Origin of the sequence: Alkalibacillus salilacus, from assembly GCF_030812915.1 — a bacterium.
GTDB lineage: Bacteria > Bacillota > Bacilli > Bacillales > Alkalibacillaceae > Alkalibacillus > Alkalibacillus salilacus.
The window spans coordinates 209194-228490 of sequence record NZ_JAUSTQ010000002.1; the positions used below are offsets into that span (position 1 = coordinate 209194).

General features: G+C 37.1%; 22 protein-coding genes, 1 other RNA gene and 1 other annotated feature. Of the genes, 5 read left to right on the forward strand and 18 right to left on the reverse strand.

Annotation, left to right across the window (positions count from 1 at the left end; all coding sequences use genetic code 11):
- Positions 1-5 precede the first annotated feature (5 nt).
- The 4 genes from J2S77_RS03275 (at position 6) to sigK (ending at position 1939) form a co-directional block, all read left to right on the forward strand.
- Positions 6-485: a Na+/H+ antiporter subunit E gene (locus tag J2S77_RS03275; protein ID WP_306974596.1), complete on the forward strand. Its 480-nt coding sequence runs from the start codon at positions 6-8 to the stop codon at positions 483-485.
- Positions 485-790: a Na(+)/H(+) antiporter subunit F1 gene (locus J2S77_RS03280; protein ID WP_306974597.1), complete on the forward strand. Its 306-nt coding sequence runs from the start codon at positions 485-487 to the stop codon at positions 788-790. The genes J2S77_RS03275 and J2S77_RS03280 overlap by 1 nt, the downstream gene beginning before the upstream one ends.
- Positions 762-1106, forward strand: a complete 345-nt coding sequence (gene mnhG / locus J2S77_RS03285; RefSeq protein WP_306974599.1) for a monovalent cation/H(+) antiporter subunit G — start codon at positions 762-764, stop codon at positions 1104-1106. The genes J2S77_RS03280 and mnhG overlap by 29 nt, the downstream gene beginning before the upstream one ends.
- A gap of 116 nt (positions 1107-1222) precedes the next feature.
- Complete coding sequence (gene sigK / locus J2S77_RS03290; RefSeq protein WP_370871771.1) at positions 1223-1939, forward strand: RNA polymerase sporulation sigma factor SigK; 717 nt, start codon at positions 1223-1225, stop codon at positions 1937-1939.
- Between the two features lie 49 nt (positions 1940-1988).
- Here the strand turns inward: sigK and mtnN are convergent, their stop codons facing one another.
- The 17 genes from mtnN to J2S77_RS03375 form a co-directional block, all read right to left on the reverse strand.
- On the reverse strand, positions 1989-2687 hold the full coding sequence (mtnN, locus tag J2S77_RS03295; RefSeq protein WP_306974601.1) for a 5'-methylthioadenosine/S-adenosylhomocysteine nucleosidase: 699 nt from the start codon (positions 2685-2687) through the stop codon (positions 1989-1991).
- Between the two features lie 16 nt (positions 2688-2703).
- Positions 2704-3462, reverse strand: a complete 759-nt coding sequence (locus J2S77_RS03300) for a DUF1510 family protein (RefSeq protein ID WP_306974603.1) — start codon at positions 3460-3462, stop codon at positions 2704-2706.
- A gap of 63 nt (positions 3463-3525) precedes the next feature.
- The gene (gene greA, locus J2S77_RS03305; RefSeq protein WP_306974605.1) at positions 3526-4002 is read right to left on the reverse strand and encodes a transcription elongation factor GreA; all 477 of its coding nucleotides are present in this window, start codon (positions 4000-4002) and stop codon (positions 3526-3528) included.
- A 53-nt stretch (positions 4003-4055) separates the two neighbouring features.
- Entirely contained in the window at positions 4056-4688 is a 633-nt protein-coding gene (gene udk, locus J2S77_RS03310) for a uridine kinase (protein WP_306974608.1), read from the reverse strand.
- A gap of 36 nt (positions 4689-4724) precedes the next feature.
- A complete protein-coding gene (locus J2S77_RS03315) occupies positions 4725-5357 on the reverse strand; it encodes an O-methyltransferase (RefSeq protein WP_306974610.1) in 633 nt (210 codons plus the stop codon).
- 126 nt (positions 5358-5483) lie between these two features.
- Positions 5484-6617 (reverse strand): endolytic transglycosylase MltG, encoded by a 1134-nt coding sequence (gene mltG / locus J2S77_RS03320; RefSeq protein WP_306974612.1) that lies wholly within the window; start codon positions 6615-6617, stop codon positions 5484-5486.
- Between the two features lie 141 nt (positions 6618-6758).
- Complete coding sequence (locus J2S77_RS03325) at positions 6759-7043, reverse strand: DUF1292 domain-containing protein (RefSeq protein WP_167261013.1); 285 nt, start codon at positions 7041-7043, stop codon at positions 6759-6761.
- Between the two features lie 17 nt (positions 7044-7060).
- On the reverse strand, positions 7061-7477 hold the full coding sequence (gene ruvX / locus J2S77_RS03330) for a Holliday junction resolvase RuvX (RefSeq protein ID WP_306974614.1): 417 nt from the start codon (positions 7475-7477) through the stop codon (positions 7061-7063).
- Positions 7478-7486: 9 nt separating this feature from the next.
- The gene (locus tag J2S77_RS03335; protein WP_306974616.1) at positions 7487-7750 is read right to left on the reverse strand and encodes an IreB family regulatory phosphoprotein; all 264 of its coding nucleotides are present in this window, start codon (positions 7748-7750) and stop codon (positions 7487-7489) included.
- Between the two features lie 46 nt (positions 7751-7796).
- A complete protein-coding gene (alaS, locus tag J2S77_RS03340; RefSeq protein WP_306974618.1) occupies positions 7797-10439 on the reverse strand; it encodes an alanine--tRNA ligase in 2643 nt (880 codons plus the stop codon).
- A 67-nt stretch (positions 10440-10506) separates the two neighbouring features.
- Positions 10507-10713, reverse strand: a binding site (T-box leader).
- Positions 10714-10815: 102 nt separating this feature from the next.
- Positions 10816-10959 carry a hypothetical protein gene (locus tag J2S77_RS03345; RefSeq protein WP_306974620.1) on the reverse strand — a complete coding sequence of 48 codons (144 nt, stop codon included), beginning with the start codon at positions 10957-10959 and terminating at the stop codon, positions 10816-10818.
- A gap of 64 nt (positions 10960-11023) precedes the next feature.
- Positions 11024-13336 carry an SF1B family DNA helicase RecD2 gene (gene recD2, locus J2S77_RS03350; protein WP_306974622.1) on the reverse strand — a complete coding sequence of 771 codons (2313 nt, stop codon included), beginning with the start codon at positions 13334-13336 and terminating at the stop codon, positions 11024-11026.
- A 14-nt stretch (positions 13337-13350) separates the two neighbouring features.
- Entirely contained in the window at positions 13351-14052 is a 702-nt protein-coding gene (locus J2S77_RS03355; protein ID WP_306974624.1) for a tetratricopeptide repeat protein, read from the reverse strand.
- Positions 14053-14095: 43 nt separating this feature from the next.
- Positions 14096-15208 (reverse strand): tRNA 2-thiouridine(34) synthase MnmA, encoded by a 1113-nt coding sequence (gene mnmA, locus J2S77_RS03360; protein WP_306974627.1) that lies wholly within the window; start codon positions 15206-15208, stop codon positions 14096-14098.
- Positions 15209-16360 carry a cysteine desulfurase family protein gene (locus J2S77_RS03365; protein WP_306974629.1) on the reverse strand — a complete coding sequence of 384 codons (1152 nt, stop codon included), beginning with the start codon at positions 16358-16360 and terminating at the stop codon, positions 15209-15211. It abuts the gene before it with no gap.
- Positions 16361-16380: 20 nt separating this feature from the next.
- Complete coding sequence (gene cymR / locus J2S77_RS03370) at positions 16381-16800, reverse strand: cysteine metabolism transcriptional regulator CymR (protein WP_306974630.1); 420 nt, start codon at positions 16798-16800, stop codon at positions 16381-16383.
- A gap of 120 nt (positions 16801-16920) precedes the next feature.
- Complete coding sequence (locus J2S77_RS03375) at positions 16921-18219, reverse strand: replication-associated recombination protein A (protein ID WP_306974632.1); 1299 nt, start codon at positions 18217-18219, stop codon at positions 16921-16923.
- 167 nt (positions 18220-18386) lie between these two features.
- Here J2S77_RS03375 and J2S77_RS03380 point away from each other — a divergent pair, with 167 nt between their 5' ends.
- Positions 18387-19019: an RsfA family transcriptional regulator gene (locus J2S77_RS03380; RefSeq protein WP_306974634.1), complete on the forward strand. Its 633-nt coding sequence runs from the start codon at positions 18387-18389 to the stop codon at positions 19017-19019.
- 49 nt (positions 19020-19068) lie between these two features.
- Here J2S77_RS03380 and ssrS read toward each other — a convergent pair.
- Positions 19069-19252, reverse strand: a non-coding RNA gene (gene ssrS, locus J2S77_RS03385) — 6S RNA.
- Between the last annotated feature and the right edge of the window lie 45 nt (positions 19253-19297).

Here is a 19297-nt window from a genome sequence, read left to right on the forward strand (position 1 = left end):
GACCTATGGCGATACAAATTATTTTAAACTTGTTAGTCGCACTAATGTGGATGTTCTTGAGTGAAAGTTATACAACCCCTACCTTCTTTGTCGGTTATATTATTGGGATTGGCTTGCTATTTTTACTCAGACGTTTTCTTCCTGATATCTTCTACATTGTGCGTTTATATCGGATTTTCAAATTATTTGTGTTTATTTTTATAAAAGAACTGATTTTGTCGAGTGTTAATATTGTTGCTTTAGCTTATAAGCCAAAATTGAATGTCGAACCAGGCATTTTCAAACTACCTGTCGAGCTAAAAAGTAGCTGGGAAATCACTTTGTTATCATCTTTGATTTCATTGACACCAGGAACATTAAGTGTTGCTGTAGCAGAAGATCAAAGTAGTATTTACGTACATGCAATGGATTTACCTGATATCGAAGAGTCAATTAATGATATTAAAGCAACATTTGAAAAGGCGATTATGGAGGTGACACGTTAATGTTAAATGAATTTGGTAATCAATTTCTAGATATAGCATTATGGATAAGCTTCGTTGGTGTCACTTTATCCATTGTCTTACTTGTTTATCGAACGATTAAAGGTCCGACTAATCCTGATCGTGCTGTAGCTTTAGATGCTATTGGCGTCAATATGATGGCTTTAGTAGGGTTACAAGCGATCAATTTAGGAACGGATCGATTAAATGACGTTATTTTATTAAGTGGTATTCTGCTTTTCATTGGTACCATTGCCATCGCAAAATTTCTCGAAAAGGGTGTTATCATTGATCGAGATCATCGTTAGTTTACTTATATTAATCGGTACGTTTTTCACCTTTTCTGGTTCACTAGGCATCGTGAGATTCCCAGATATATTCAATCGATTACATGCCGCAACTAAAGCTGCAACGCTTGGTGTTGCTGGCGTATTATTAGGAGCCTTTATTTTCTTAGTATTTGATATTGGTATTATAAGTGGCAAGCTTATCTTAGGTATCTTCTTCGTCTTAATAACAGCACCTATTAGTGCCCATATGATTTCACGTGCGGCATATAACTCCGGTGTGGAACTTACAGAAGAGACTCGTCACGATCAATTAGAAAAAGATCAACCGTCTTAATCAGCAATCGTCCTATGATTTTAATAGGGCGATTTTTTATGTACAGGCACATTCGCTCTATATGGGCATATATTACATGTATAGACTCATAACCCTTTCTTAGGGAGTTGATACGTGTGTTAAGCCTCATGAAGCTTCTGTTCACCTTTTTACACAACCCTTATCTGTTTTTTGCTTACGTTAAAGGAAATGCCTTTCCACAACCCTTATCGTCTAAAGAAGAACAATACTATTTAGAACGATGGCAAGAAGGAGATGAAGAAGCAAGGAACAAATTAATTGAGCATAACTTACGACTAGTTGCTCATATTGCTAAAAAATATGAACAAAACAAAGAAGAACAAGAAGATCTTATCTCAATTGGAACAGTTGGTCTGATCAAAGGAGTTGAGAGTTATTCACTTAATAAAGGGACTAAATTAGCAACCTATGTGGCAAGATGTATCGACAATGAAATATTAATGTTTTTAAGATCAGCCAAAAAAACACATAAGGATGTGTCGTTACAGGACCCCATTGGCCATGATAAAGAAGGCAATGAAATCAGCTTGATCGATGTATTAAAGGCCGATCACCCTGACTTAACCGAAACGATACAAACAGCTATTGATATTGAACATATTTTCAATTATTTACATTTATTAGATGAACGTGAACGTGAAGTCATTGTAAAAAGATATGGATTAAATAAACAAAAGGAATATACGCAACGAGAAATCGCTGACTTATTACAAATCTCACGTAGTTATGTATCACGAATTGAAAAAAGAGCTCTTATGAAAATGTTTCACGCGTTTTATCGTGATCATAAAAAAAGTAAAAGTTCATCCTAACTAAATCAAAAAACAGCTACCTAATCAACATAGGTAGCTGTCATGATCATCACTGATTAATTTTTAAGATTTCTGCTATAAGTAAGGCGCTATGTTTAGCTGCCTTATCTAAGTAAGCTTCAAATGAAATATCTGAAGATTGGCCTGCAATATCTGATAGTGACCGAATAATTAAATAGGGGGTTTGATATTGATGACAGACTTGCGCAATTGAAACAGCTTCCATTTCTAGCGCTTTAACATCTGAAAAACGCTCAGCCACTTGTAAAACACGTTTATAATCAGACATAAACGAATCACCTGTTCCGATTAATCCTTCTACAACTGTAACGTCTTCAGGAAGAATACTTTTCGCACTTTGGGCTTGTTTGACTAACTGTTTATCTGAGTGAAACCTTGCAGGCATTTGTGGAATTTGACCATACGTATACCCGAATGCTGTTGCATCAGCATCATGATGCAAAGTCTCTGTTCCTATGACTAGATCGCCAACTTGCAAAGCCTGGTCAACACCACCACTTGAGCCTGTATTAATCACATAATCAGGATGAAAGCGTTCATGTAAAATCGTCGTTGAAATAGCTGCATTTACTTTACCAATGCCTGATCTTAGTAGTACTACTTCATGGCCATGTAGATGGCCAATAATAAAATGGCAATGTGCAATAGTTTCTTCTCGTTCAACTGTCATTTGAGATTTTAACCAAGACACTTCTTCGTCCATTGCACCAATTAAGCCATATCGCATATTAATTCTCCTGTTCTTATTCAGTATCCTCATTTGTTTCGTCGCTATTTTCATCATAGTCAGGATGTTTATCGTTCACTTCTAATTCTTCGATCTTCTGAGGTTGCCATCCTTCACCCTCAATCCAATCTAAATATACACGATAAACCTCTTCTTGATTGCTATCTGTTACGGTACCAATAACATGATTAGCCATACCACCGCTTTCTAAGCGCCAGAAAATAATATTGTCTTCACTTAGACCTGTTGCATACTCAATCGCATCTTCCATTTCAGCACGGTCTTGAGTGCCTTCAGAGAACTCTGAGTTATGAGGTTCTTCTTGTTCAGTACCAATTGGTTCCCAATCACGTTCAATGACACGAGTAACATTTTCTTTATCAGATTCAGTTACAGTTTCATCTGTTGGCTCCTCTGGTGAATCAGATTCAGTATCTTCTTCATTATTTGATTCTGAGTTTTCTTCTGTAGAATCATCAGAATTCTCATCGCCTTCTTGTCCACCTTGTTCTTCTTCATTATTGGACTCAGTCTCATTACTCTCATCAGACTCATTGGCACCATCTGCGTTTTCATTGTTAGACTCATTATCTTCAGTTGACTCTGTAGACTGATCAGTTGTTTGATCACCTTGCTGTTCCTCTGAATCATCCCCACCAAAAAACCAGAAACCAATCAATACAATAATAAGTAGTATGACCGTCCAAATTAATACATTCATTAGTCTTGTATTTTTTCGTCTTTTTTCAAAACGTTCTGAGCGACTATGATCCATTAACAGTTCCTCCTAACCCATTATCTTAAACAGTCCTACACCGATTCGTGTAGGACCTATATATTACTTCACTTCTTTAATTTTGACTTCAAATTCGCCACCAGGTGTTTGTACCATAACTTGATCCCCAATTTTCTTACCTAGCAAACTCTGCGCCATTGGTGAATCATTTGAAATACGCCCTTCAAACGGATCCGCTTCTGCACTACCAACAATTTGATATTCTTCAACGTCTCCATCTGGGATTTCTTCAAATACAACTGTCTTCCCTAATTGTACGATTTCGTTATTATCATCATCATTTTCAATAATAACTGCGTAACGAATCATATTTTCAATTTGTGAGATGCGCGCTTCTACAAATGCTTGTTCGTCTTTAGCTGCATCATACTCTGAGTTCTCTGATAAATCACCAAAATCACGAGCAATTTTTATACGTTCAACGACTTCTGGTCGTCTTACGGTCTTTAACTCTTCTAATTCTTCTTCTAATTTGCGCTTCCCATCTTCTGTCATATAATAGCTTTGTTCTTCAGCCATGCTTGGACACTCCTTCTTAATTCATATATCTGCATTAGCGATAATCATAATGGTTAAATTTGTTTTTTGTCAATAATACTTTTAATTTTTGTTGATAATAAATCGATTGCCACGTGGTTTTCTCCACCTTCTGGAATAATAATATCAGCATAGCGCTTAGCTGGTTCGACAAATTGCAAATGCATTGGTCGAACCACGTTCATGTACTGATCCATTACTGATTCTAGAGTTCGTCCACGTTCTTTAATGTCACGCATCATACGACGAATAATCCGTATGTCTGCATCTGTATCAACAAACACTTTAATATCCATCATATTACGTAATTTTTCGTCCTCTAAGATCAAAATTCCTTCTAAAATAATCACTTCTTGAGGTTCTACTGTAATGGTTTCGTCTGATCTTGTATGCAGTTCATAATTGTATACTGGTTTTTGCACAGTTTCTCGTCTAGATAGACGATCTAAATGATCAATTAACAAATCATTATCGAAAGCTAAAGGATGGTCATAATTTGTATTCAACCGTTCTTCAAATGGTATATGTGATTGATCTTTATAATATGAATCTTGTTCTAACATAAGAATAGATGTATTTTCAAATTGGTCACAAATAGAACGCGTAACAGTCGTTTTTCCCGACCCCGTTCCGCCTGCAACACCTATGATGATTGGTTTGTCATTCAAAACCCCTAAACTCCCTTCTCCTGAAGCTCAATAAATTTATTTTTTGACGGCAATTGCTACTCCATCACCTGTTTCCACAATTGTAGTATCATAATCAACGTGATTCACAAGCCATTGATTAAAATGATTAATTTTTTCTCCAATTGTTTGCCAACGTGAGTCATCATTTACCTCTTTAGCAACATACCCCTTAAACAGAACGTTGTCAACCACAAGGATTCCACCTGATTTTAGATGAGGATTTATTTTTTCTACGAAAGCTTGATACTGTCCTTTGGCTGCATCAACAAAGATAAAATCATATTCTTGTTCATGTGGAATTTGCTCAAGCCATTCCAATGCATCTTCAAAAACGATTGATATTTGTTCGGTTAAACCTGCTTGCTCCACATAATGAAGCGCATCTTGATACCGAGTTGAATCACGTTCGATCGTTGTAATATGAACATTAGAATGAGCTTTGGCCATTTGTATAGCTGAATACCCTATGGCTGTCCCGATTTCTAACAATCGTTTAGGCTGGTAAATTCGGATTAGTTGTTTCAAAAAAGCGATTCCATCAAGCTCCATAATAGGAACTCGATGTTCTTCTGCATATTTCTCCATCTCTAATAATAATGAGTCATTGTGTTGATTCAACGATTGAATATATTGTTTCGTTTTTTCCATAATGACCTCCGTCAATACTTCAAATATTGTCTAATTATATATTTAGACAGCTATTACTATCTCTGTTAGGTAAAGAGAACGACAAAAAGAGAGGAATGCGATGGTTGTTCGCACTCCTTGTTCATCCTAATCATTAGATGGGCGATGTTCATCAATATTAGCTTCATGTTCCTCTAGCGTCTCTGCATAATGTATTTCTCCATCATCGCCATGTAAGAAATACCTATAATTGTGATACTCAGGATCGACCGCGGCTTCTAATGCATTTTCCCTATAATTAGAAATTGGTCCAGGTGGTAACCCACGGTTTTGATACGTGTTATAAGGATGCTCAATTTCTAAATCTTCGTTAAGAACCCGTTCTTGATGTTCACCTTTTGCATATAAAACTGTTGGGTCAGTTTGTAGTGGCATTTCTTCTCTGCCTTCTTCAGGTCTCAGACGATTATAAAAGACGCCTGATACCATAAATCGAGTATCTGCTTCAGGTGCTTCATTTTCAATAATTGAAGCCAAAGTTAAGGCTTCATGAATTGTTAGATCGCGACTTTCAATTTGATCAATATAATTAAATACTTGTGTTCTTGTTTCATCTAACATCATTCGTACAACTTGATCAATTGTCGGATCTTCTTCATAGAAGGAATAGGTTAAGGCATTCAGATAACCTTCTAATGGGTAACGAACGTCTTCATTTAAGATATCATCTGATAATAAATCAGGATATTCTTCCATCAGTGTTTGAATGAACTCTTCGTCAGTCATTTTATTCATAAACTCTTCAGGATCAATGGACGTTTCTTCACCATAGATTTCAGCTATCTCTTCAAGTGTTGTTCCTTCAGGAATCGTAACGGTAAATTGTGGTTCTACCATAACCTTACCTGTCTTTAATGTTTCAACAATTTCATTCATGTTTAAACTCTTTGACATTTGATAGTCACCAGCTTGAAATCCTGTTTCGTTTTTGAACGTGACGTAATAATCAAAGATTGTTGCATTACTTATTATATTATTTTCTTCTAATATATTAGCAATGTCTTCTACGCTTGAACCAAGTGGCACACTGACCTCAATTAGTTCATCATCGTCAGGGTCAACAGGGCTCAGTCCCTCTTCTATATAATTGTAAAGGAAGTAACCACCCACGATAAATATAATTAGGAGTGCTAGAATTGCAATCACTATTATTCTTCTGGCCATGCTTGCTTCCTTTATTCGTTCAGCTTTAATATCTTCTGGATTATTGGAAGATGACAAATAACTTCCCCCTAACTTTCTTTATACCAAATAAAGTATAAAATAAAATGCGTCATTTTTCTATCTTTGTTTTAAATTTGTCGAAAATTTTATCTTAAATCAAAAAACAGACCATGTGAAGTCACATGGTCTAAGTCATCATTATTCGCTTTCTTCATCTGATTCAGTAAAGGTGGCAAGCATCTCTTCGACCATATTCCATTCTTCTTCTGTTTCAATTTGGAATAATGTTAAATCGTCTGAATCACCTTCAGCTTCTTCATAACGAAAAGCAAATACTTCGACTTCCTCTTCTTCTTCTTGTTCAGCAGGTACAGCGACTAAGTAAGATTTCTCAGTATGATCCACGTCAAATGTGAATAAAACATCAAATAAATGTTCTTCACCTGATTCATCAGGTATGATAATACGTTCTTTTTCCTGCATTGTGTCCACTCCTTTTATTAGCGGTTAGCGTCAAGATAACTTTGTAAGATCATGACAGCTGCCATTTTATCAATAACTTGTTTACGTTTCTGTCGACTCATATCAGCGTCCAAAAGAACTCGTTCAGCAGCCATTGTGGTTAACCGCTCATCCCATAGAACAACTGGTAAATCAAACATATCTTCTAAATATGAAGCAAACTCTTCACTCGCTTCACCACGTTCACCAATTGATCCGTTCATATTCTTCGGTAATCCAACAACAATTCGGCTAATCTCGTGATCCTGAATAATTTGCGACATTTGATCCTTAACTGATGAGTAATCCGATTCTGTCCAGTTCAGCGTTTTAATACCTTGAGCCGTTAAATGTAAAGCATCAGAAACGGCAATACCGATTGTTTTTTCACCGACATCCAAGCCTAAAATTTTCATAACATGTCCTCAAGAGTCTTTCGTAGTTTTCAAGTAATTCTTGACCACTTCTTCAATGATCTCATCACGTTCTAATTGAGACATTAAATTACGCGCGTCATTATGACGAGGGATATAAGCCGGATCACCTGATAATAAGTAGCCTACAATTTGATTGATCGGATTATAACCTTTCTCTTCTAATGACTGATAAACTTGGTGCAGTGTTTCATTCACCTGATTAGCTTGTGAGTCATCAGAAAACTGGTACTTCATAGTATGATCGTTTGACATGTACAATCCCCCTCGTATGACTTTACCTTCATTATATACCGAAATGCTATGAAGATAAAACCGTTTTGACATAATCTTTAGCAGTAGTAAGTGCTTGTTCAATTTTTTCAGGCTGTTTACCGCCGGCTTGAGCCATATCTGGGCGACCTCCACCGCCGCCACCACACTGTGTTGCTGCTTCTTTAATTAATTGACCAGCATGGAAGCCGCGGTCAATTAAATCTTGGGAAACACCTGATGCTAATTGAACTTTACCCTCATTTTCCATTGCTAACAAAATAATGCCAGAATTAAGCTGCTGTTTCAAATCATCCACCATATTCCGAAGAGCATTCATGTCACTAACGTCTACTTTCTGAGCAAGTAGAGGAACATCATTAATGTGTTCGATTTGCTCTAAAATATTAGCTGACTCCACATTAGCTAGTTTTTGAGTTAATGATTCATTTTCACGTTGCAAATCTTTTAACTCTTGATAAAGACCATCAATTCGTTGCGGAACTTGTTCTGATTTTGTTTTTAATTTTGATGCAGCATCATTTAATAATTGTTCTCGTACTTCGTAATATTCATACGCACCTTTAGCAGTACATGCTTCGATACGACGAGTTCCTGCACCAATCCCTGTTTCTTGAGTGATCTTGAACAATCCGATTTCAGCAGTATTATTAACATGACAACCACCGCAAAGTTCGATGCTGTAATCATCAACAAACACAACTCGAACCTCTTCGCCATATTTCGCATCAAACAGAGCCATCGCACCCATTGACTTCGCTTCTTCTAACGTATGGTTTGAAATTTGTACTTGGATTGACTCCCATACCTTTTCATTAACGATTTGCTCGATACGCTGAAGCTCTTCATCTGTTACAGCATTAAAATGAGAAAAATCAAATCGTAAACGATCAGGAGCAACAAGTGAACCTGCTTGATTGACGTGGTCACCTAACACATCTTTTAAAGCTTGATGAAGTAGGTGTGTAGCCGTATGGTTTTTAACAGTTTGTTTACGCTCGTATTCATTAACCTCAGCCTTTACAACTTGATCTAGGGTTAAAGAACCTTCAACGACCTCGATTTGATGTAAATTCTGACCGTTCGGCCCTTTCTGAACGTCCTTTACTTTCGCATAACCTGTTTCAGATTGAATAAGACCTTTATCTGCGATTTGTCCACCACTTTCTGCATAAAATGGCGTTTCAGTCAGGACGACTGTTGCTAAATCACCAGCTTGTAAATCTGTTGCTTCAGCATGATCTTTTACTAAAGCTGTTAATGTGGTTGTTGTCGATAAATAATCGTATCCAATAAAATGACTTGAAACATGAATTTGTTGTAAGACTTCATCTTGAACTTGCATAGAATCAACTTTTTGACGTGCTTGGCGCGCACGCTCACGTTGTTTCGTCATTTCTTTCTCAAAACCTGCTTCATCTATTGTAAAACCTTCAGCTTGAACATACTCTTCTGTTAATTCTTTCGGAAAGCCGTAAGTATCATATAAAGTAAATACTTCTTCTCCTGGGAAAATCGTGCTTTGTTTAGATTTTTCTGTTTGCATCACTTTTTCTAAGATCGCCAGTCCATCTTGCAACGTTTCATGGAAACGTTCTTCTTCCTTCTTCATGACTTCTTGAATAAAATCCTTTTTATTATAAACTTCAGGGTAGAAGTCATACATAATGTGTGCGACCTGATCAACTAATTGATACATAAACGGCTCATTCAAATTAAGATCTTTGGAAAAACGAATCGCACGTCTTAATAAACGTCTTAAAACATAGCCTCGACCCTCATTCGAAGGTAATGCACCATCACCAATCGCAAAAGCAACAGTACGAACGTGATCGGCAATAACTTTAAAAGCTACATCTTGGCGATTATACGTACCATAAGTCATGCCTGATAATTGCTCAGTTCTCTCGATAATCGGTTTAAATAGATCTGTTTCAAAGTTCGTTCTCGTATCTTGAATCACAGATACAATACGTTCTAATCCCATTCCAGTATCAATATTTTTCTTCGGAAGTGGGGTGTAAGTATGATCTGGATTATGATTGAACTGTGAAAACACTAAGTTCCAAATCTCTAAATAACGCTCGTTTTCACCACCTGGATAAAGCTCAGGGTCTTCTGGGTCATGACCATAATCCTCGCCTCGATCATAGAAGATTTCAGTATTCGGTCCACTAGGGCCTTCTCCAATATCCCAGAAATTTTCTTCAATACGAATAATCCTTTCAACAGGTATTCCCACTATATCCTTCCATATCTCGTATGCTTCTTCGTCTTCTGGATGAACGGTTACAGATAAGCGCTCAGGATCGAAACCAATCCATTGATCACTTGTCAAAAACTCCCATGCCCATTCAATAGCTTTTTCTTTAAAATAATCACCAATTGAAAAGTTGCCAAGCATTTCAAAAAATGTATGGTGACGTGCAGTAAATCCTACATTTTCAATATCATTAGTACGGATTGATTTTTGCGCATTTACAATCCGCGGATTTTCCGGAATGATACGACCGTCAAAATACTTTTTTAACGTCGCAACACCACTGTTAATCCATAGTAGTGTCGGATCTTCTTGTGGAACAAGAGAACGACTCGGTTCAACGCCATGCCCTTTTTCTTTGAAAAAATCTAAAAACATCTGTCTCACTTCATGTGATTGTAGTCGTTGCACGCTTACTCCTCCTTTAAATTATGTACAGTCTAATCAATGACAGAAAAAACCGTCCCTACATGTAACATGTAGGGACGGTTTTCCCGCGGTACCACCCTAATTATAGGCTAATGAATGCCTATCCACTTTAGTGACACAATAACGCTGTGCAAACGTCGGGGGTTAACCGCTCTCCAGAGTAGCTTCAGTGACCCTTCACTTAGCGTTTCTTCCAGCTTACAAAACACCTCTCTGTAAGTGGCCTGTCACCTACTCGTTCCTTCATTGATTTCGTTTAGTTTATGATTACCTGTCGTAATTATAGTGAAACGGACAAGTCATGTCAACTTATAACCTATGTAGTCTAGCCACCAAAGTGATGGTGACTAGACATTTGTTAGCGAAAGCGTTTCATTAGCTTTCGACTCGATTTTCGAAGCTGCTTCATCGTTTTATTTCGTCGAAAAAATCGATTGTTACGCATAGCATAAACGACTGCAGCACCGAGAACACCAGTCGACATGACACGACCCACTGTCATCACCAACCTTATGATTAGAAGCTGTTCTATACCGTAGGGTACGAACATTTTTAGTGTTCAACAATTACATAAAATCATAAGGCGAAAATTCTTCCTTTTCATCAACTTCCATATGATCTAAATTTGTAGCATCTGTAGAAACAAGCTCAGTCGTCGTACCATGAAAAGCATGAATTCTTTCAACTAATGTCGTCTGACGTTTAAAGGCATCACCTTTTTGCAGTCCTTCTAAAAAGATATCATAGTGTCCACAAATGATCAGTGATGATTTACCACGTGTCACAGCCGTATAAATTAAGTTTTTCACAAGCATTCGTTTAAACGGCCGAACGATGGGTAAAATAACAATCGGAAATTCACTGCCTTGTGATTTATGAATAGAAATGGCATAGGCCAACATGATTTGATTAAAATCTTGTCGCGTGTACGATACTTCTAATCCTTCAAAATCGATAATTAATTCGTCTTTTTTAGACTCTGCTTCTTTCGCATATTTAACTGCAATAATTTCTCCGATATCCCCATTGAAGACATCTTTTTCAGGCTGATTAACTAACTGAATGACTTTATCGCCTGTCCGAAAGATCGATTGAAAATGCTCGATTTCCCGTTTCTTCTCCATTTTGGGGTTAAAAATATGTTGCAAGGACTGATTTAATTCATGAATCCCCACTTTTGTCCGATACATAGGGGCTAACACTTGAATATCGCGCATCGTATAACCTTTATCCAATGCCTTCGTTACAATTTGCTCAATCGTATCAATCGCATGGTCACTGGATGTATCAATGAAGTTGAAATCTGCCTTTTTCCCTACTGATTGTTCTGGTAATTGATCATGCTTAATATCATGGGCTAATTTAACAATATAGGAATCATTTTTTTGACGATAGATCTCTTGTAATCGACAAACAGGAACTGCTTCAGATGTAAGCAAATCAGCTAAGACTTGTCCTGGACCAACTGAAGGCAATTGATCTTCATCACCAACAAAAATCACTTTCATGTCAGTCGGCACAGCTTTAAGCAATCGATTGGCTAACCAAATATCCACCATCGAAAATTCATCAACAATAATCATCTTGCCGCTCAACTGATTTGAACCATTGAATTCAAATTCTTCTTCACCAGACCACCCAAGTAAACTATGTATGGTCTTTGCTTTAAGTCCTGTTGATTCTGTTAGACGCTTAGCAGCTCGTCCTGTTGGTGCAGCCAGAATAAAATCACTCTGACGTTTCGGTTTATTTTTCTGAAATAAAGTCTCATAGCAATGGAGGATTCCTTTAACAACGGTAGTTTTCCCTGTACCAGGTCCACCAGTTAATAACATCACTTTATGATCTAATGCTTTTTTGACTGCTTCATACTGCTCTTCGCCGTAAGCAATTCCTTCTTGTTCTTCAATCTCACCGATTGTTGCTAACAATTCACTCTCGTCATATGAAGTCTCTTCTTCCGTTTCAAGTAATCGAGTTAATTGTGAAGCAACACCTTCTTCAGCAAAATACAATTGAGGTAAATACAACCGCTGATTTTCCAATACAACTAAACTTTCTTCGACTAAATGATTAAGATGATCTAATAAAGATTCCTCATCTTCTATTGTTTGGCCTTGAAATAATAACTGGTTTAAACGCTCAATTAAATGAGCTAATTCCGTATAAACATGACCATTTGATGCTTCTTCATCCAAGACATGAAGAATACCAGCTTGTACTCGTGTCGGATGATCATCTTTAATGCCCAAGAATTGTGCAATTTCATCAGCTCGTTGGAAACCGAAACCATCTACATGGAAAACGAAGTCGTAAGGATTATCTTGAAGTTGTTGAATCGTTCTTTCCGCATAAGCTTCATACAATTTCCGAGCTAATTGCAAACCAACACCGTATTTTGCTAACTCGACGGTTACTTGTTCAAAACCTTGATGTAATCTTAAATCAGCAATAAACTGCTTTTTAGTTTCACTTTTTACCCCTATGACTTCATCGAGTTTTGATTCATCACGCAAAATATCATCAACCGCATTTATGCCTAATGTGTCGACTATTTTCTTTGCTGTTTTCTGACCAATACCATAAAATAAATCGCTTGATAAATACTTAACCAAACTGTCTTCTGTTTTCGGCAGTTCTTTTTCGTATGTAAAGACACTTAATTGCTCACCAAATTTAGGATGTGTTTGCATCTGACCGTAAAAAATATAGTCATTTCCATGCGTCAATGCAGGGAAATGACCTTTAACCACTAATTCTTGCTCATCTAATTCTAAATCCGTATCCTCAACAGAAATAGACGCAATCGAAAATTGCGTCTGTTGATTTTGGAAAATCATTTGATTCAGCTGTCCTTTGACAAAGTATTGTTCAGCCATATCAAGTATCTCCCTTAAGAATCATCCTGGTTCAGTAATTCTTCAACTTGCTTTTTACCATTGCTTGCTAACACGTGCTCAGGTTGAATAGCCAATGCCTGATCAAATTGTTTTAACGCTTCTTCAGGTTTCTCGTGATATAATAGACAAACGGCTTTGTTATAATGGGCATCACTATGCTCATCTGTTAATGATAAGACATGGTCCATCTGCTTTTCAGCATCGTCAATCATATTCGCATACGCTAATGTTAAACCATATTGAAATTGAATGTCGACATCTTCATGATTCAATTCACTCGCTCGTTGCATATAAGGAAGAGCAAGCTTTGATTGTTCTTGATTTAACAAAGACATACCAAGCATAAAATAAACATCTTCATCTGCTAATCCTTGCTTCATCGCTTCTTGAAATTGTTCTGTTGCATCAGCATATTGTTCTTGTTCATAGTATAAACTACCTAACCCATAATGCGCTGCTGGAATCTCTTTTTCTAACTCCAGTGCTTTTCGATAAAATCGTTCAGCTGATTCAAATTCTTGTAAATGAACAAGTAAGTTAGCGAAATTAATAAACCCTACCGGATCCTGAGGGTTTGCTTCAATATAATCATTAAATGCCTGTGCTGCTTCTTCAAATTGCTGATTTTGCATGAATTCTATGCCTTTTTGTAATTCACTCATAAATAAATCCCTTTCTTCTCCAATTACATGCATTAAAAGTGCCACCATTCATTTGATGACACTTCCTAAAAATTAATTAACCTAAATGAGCCAATGCTTCTTCATGACGATAAGCTTCTTCAATCGTGCCTCCACCAAGACAAACGTCTCCATCATAAAATACAACAGCTTGTCCAGGTGTGATCGCACGTTCTGGTTGATCAAATTTCACGTAAACAGTTCCGTCTTCATTAGGATAAACCGTCACTGGGCTATCTTGTTGACGGTAACGGAACTTCGCGGTACATGAAAATGGTTGTGATAAGTCTTGTTCGACTAACCAATTAACCTCAACAGCTAATAAAGCGTCTGAATATAAAGCATTATGATGAAACCCTTGTCCGACGTAAAGAACATTATCTTTAAGGTTTTTACCGACAACAAACCAAGGATCACCTGCTCCACCAATGCCTAGACCTTGGCGCTGACCAATTGTATAATACATTAGGCCATCGTGTTGACCTTTAACTTCTCCAGATAAAGTCTGCATTTCACCAGGTTGTGCTGGTAAATACTCGCTTAAGAATTCTTTGAAATTCCGTTCGCCAATAAAACAAATGCCCGTGCTATCTTTTTTCGTTGCTGTAGCTAAATCGTTTTCTTTCGCAATATCGCGTACTTCTTGTTTCGTCAATTCACCTAATGGAAACATAATTTTCGGCAAGATATCTTGTGAAATTTGATTTAAGAAATACGTTTGGTCTTTGTTATTGTCGATTCCACGTAACATTTCAACTTGTCCGTCACGCTCACGTACGCGAGCGTAATGACCAGTTGCTAAATAATCAGCACCAAGACCCACTGCGTGATCAAGAAAGGCTTTGAATTTGATCTCTTTATTACACATCACATCAGGATTAGGTGTTCGACCTGATTGATACTCATCTAAGAAATATTGAAAGACTTTGTCCCAATACTTTGATTCGAAATTAACTGAGTAGTATGGGATATCTAATTGGTGACACACGCGTGCGACATCTTCATAATCTTCTGTCGCCGTACAAACACCAAACTCATCGGTGTCATCCCAATTTTTCATAAAAATCCCCACCACATCATATCCTTGTTGCTTTAAAAGTAGTGCTGTCACAGAGGAGTCAACACCTCCAGACATTCCGACCACTACTCGTGTATTTGCGTTATCTGACATTTATGTCACCACCTTCTTTAACCGATCAATAATCGGCTTAATTTTTTCAGCTACAATAGCCATTTCTTCTTCTGTATTATGAATCCCGAAACTAAAACGAATCGAATTGGTTAAGCGAGGATCCTCTTCCCCGTACATGGCTTTTAATACATGGGATGGATCAATAGAACCAGCTGTACAAGCAGAACCTGAAGACACAGCTACTCCTGCTAAATCCAAGTTCGTTAAAAACATCTCAACTTCTGTATTAGGAAAGCTTATATTGATAATGTTAGGCACACGAGCATTTAAATCACCATTTATCGTAAAGGTTATACCTTGTTGCTCTAATTCCATTAACAAACGGTTTTGTAAAGCTTCATAATGACGATCACGTTCTTCTCGTTCTCTTTCTAACACTTTTATAGCCTCATCAAATCCGGCAATAGCTAATGTGTTTTCCGTACCAGATCGCCACTTTCTCTCTTGCTCTCCACCATGTAATTGTTGTTGTAAATGAAGATCTTCCTTCTTATACAAGAACCCAACTCCTTTAGGCCCATATATTTTATGGCTTGAAGCTGTTAATAAATCAACACCTAAAGATTGGACATCCAATTTATAAACACCAAATGATTGAACAGCATCTGTATGAAAGATCGCTTGATGATCGTCTAATAATGCACCAATTTCTTGGATTGGCTGAGTAACGCCAATTTCATTATTAACAGACATAATCGTTACCAAAATTGTATCGTCACGTAACGCAGCTTTCACATCTTCAACCTTAACCTTGCCCAACTCATCGACAGGTAAATAAGTGACGTCAAAGCCGTCCTTTTCTAATTGTTCACATGGATGGAGAACAGCATGATGCTCAATAGCTGTTGTTATAATGTGTTTACCTTGATTCTGGTAAGCATAAGCTGAACCAAAAATAGCTAGATTATTAGCCTCTGTCCCTCCACTAGTAAAAACAATTGTTGAAAAAGGGGCATTGATCGCCTCAGCTACTGTTGTTCGTGCTTGATCAACTAGTTTTCGCCCATCACGACCAAATGCATGGATACTAGATGGATTACCGTAATGTTGATTCATCACAGCCATCATTCTCTCTTGCACTTCTTCATGTATGGGAGTTGTTGCCGCATGATCTAAATAGATTGAAGCCAAAATCGTCACCTTCTTTGAGCTTAAATATAAAACATATACTCTTCTTGGTATAAATCTTGGTCATATTCTGCCAAGTCTTCAAGCGTTGTGTGTTCTAAAACATCTTTAACTGCATCACGAATTCGTTTCCATAACTCACGTTTTGCGGGTTCTTCATCGTCCATTTCTTCAACAGGACGTATAGGACCTTCTAGTGTTCGAATTATATCTGCAGCAGTAATTTGTTTAGGTTCGCGCGTCAATAAATAACCACCCTTAGCACCGCGAACGCTTTTCACTAATCGCTCATTTCTTAAAGGCGCAATTAATTGCTCTAAATAATGTTCTGATAATCCATAATCTGCCGCAATGGATTTTAATGGAATCGGTTTGTCACCATAATTTTTAGCTAATGCAATCATAATGGTTAATCCATAGCGACCTTTTGTTGAGATTTTCAAACAAAGCGCCTCCTATCTAATCCTTATCTAAGTTTTATTATAACACGGTCAATTTAGCTTGCCGATTAAGTCGTATAAAAACCACAGGATATTATAGCATGTTTTAAAGACTAAATGCATTTATTCTGATTGATTTTGTCGTCCTTTTTCTTTTAGAGAATTTAATTTCTCGTAAGTTTGGGCTAATCGTTTTTCTTCTCCAATTTCTTTTGGTTTATAATACTTAGCATCTTTTAGTCGCTCTGGAAGATACTCTTGATAAACCCAAGAACCTTGATAGTTATGTGGATATTTATATTCTAGACCATGCCCTAAGTCTTGGGCACCTTGGTAATGCGTATCTTTTAAATGATCTGGAATATCATCGGTGATCCCTTTTTGAACATGTGTGATTGCTTGGTCTAAGGCCTTATAAGCTGTATTAGATTTTGGTGATAAACATAATTCGACGGTTACAACAGATAAAGGAATCCTTCCTTCAGGTAAACCCAGCCTTTCTACTGATTGTATGGCTGGCAAGACACGGGCAGTAAGAGATGGATTAGCCAATCCAATATCTTCATAAGCAATTACGAGTAAACGGCGGGTGATAGCTTCTAAGTCGCCACCTTCTAATAACCTGGCTAAATAGTGTAAAGCAGCATTCACATCACTTCCACGTATACTTTTTTGAAAACTCGACAAAAGGTTATAGTATATATCACCTTTCTTATCATGTGAAAAACCTTTATTTTTGATGCAATACGAAACCGTGTCATGATGAACGATATATGTCCCATCTTCATCTTGGTCTGATGCAAATACAATATCCTCTAACAAAGTTAAAGCTGTTCTTGCATCACCCGTAACAGAAGCAATTTGTTGTAATTGTTCTTCTGAGATATTGATTGATAAATGACCAAGCCCTTTCATGTCATCATTTAAAGCTTGGTGAAGTAAAGTCATGATTGCATCTTGGTCTAATAGTGATAATTGTTTAATTTGACCACATCGTGATCGAATTGCATTGTTCACACTATGATATGGATTCTCTGTCGTAGCTCCTACTAGGGTAATAACCCCTTCTTCCAATGCTTTTAATAAATAGTCTTGTTGACTCTTATTAAAGCGATGAATCTCATCTATGAATAAAATAGCCCCGCCACTCAATTTTGCCTTGGCAATAATCTCTTCTATATCTTTTTTGCTCGCAGTCGTTGCATTAATAGCATAAAAATCTTGATTAGTCGAGCCAGCAATAGCAAAAGCTAAGGATGTCTTTCCTGTACCTGGCTGACCATAAAGAATCATTGATGGCACGTGATTTTGTTTAATCATTTTATAAAGCGGCGTGTGCTCTCCAATAACATCGTCTTGTCCTATGACATCTTCTATTTTTTCTGGTCGCATGCGATACGCTAAAGGTTCTTGTACTAACATAGCATAACTCCTTTAATCTAGCTCTAATACTATTTTACATGATTAGGACATATTGTGACGAACATTCTTTCTCAACATGTATAAAGCGTTCATATTTTGTATATGATAGATATCGAAATCTATAATCAAGTTTTAATAATGATATAAACGAAAGGATCGATTCGACTATGGTGAAAGTACGTCAAGATGCTTGGTCACATGAAGATGATCTATTACTAGCCGAAACCGTTCTCAGACACATACGCGAAGGTAGTACACAATTAAATGCTTTTGAAGAAGTCGGGGATGCGTTAAATCGGACTGCGGCAGCTTGTGGTTTTCGTTGGAATGCCGAAGTGAGGCAAAACTATGAAAAAGCAGTAGATTTAGCTAAGAGACAACGGAAAGAACGGAAGCGAGCTAAAAAACAAACTCATTCCGAGAAACTTCCTGAACAAGGTGAAAGTTCTCAACTTCCGATTACTGTTGAGTCACCTTCTGTGCAAACAACAAGTGACACAGTCAATGATTCTACACTCGATGGAATTATTCAACAATTAGAGACATTAAAGACTCAAATGCGTGATCAAAGCGATATCGATATCATCAAAACTGATAATCAGCAATTGCGTGAAGAGAATGATCTTTTGAAAGAAGAACTTCAATCTTTAAAAGCACAATACAATAGTCTACAAGAGGATTATCAGACATTTATTACAATTATGGATCGTGCTCGTAAAATGATGATTCTCGAAGATGGTCAAGAATCTCCAGCATTTCAAATGGAGAAAAACGGTAATTTACAACAAATTGCTAAATAAAGAAAAGCGGTTATTTCCTTGTTTGGAAATAACCGCTTTTCTTATATGTAACAATCCCAATTGTGCCGTCTCTCCATTTTGTTTTGAACCCGCTCAAGGCAGGTGGGTGTCTTGTTCCACGTATTTTGTAAGTCCTCGAAAGGCATTTACGCACCATGGAAACGTCAGACTCCCTTTTTATATAAGTGTTCGGTCAAAACGTATTAGGAGTAAGACGAACACATTAGGATTGTTTCAATTGATTTTGTATTTAAATCATAGCATGAACATCACTGTGT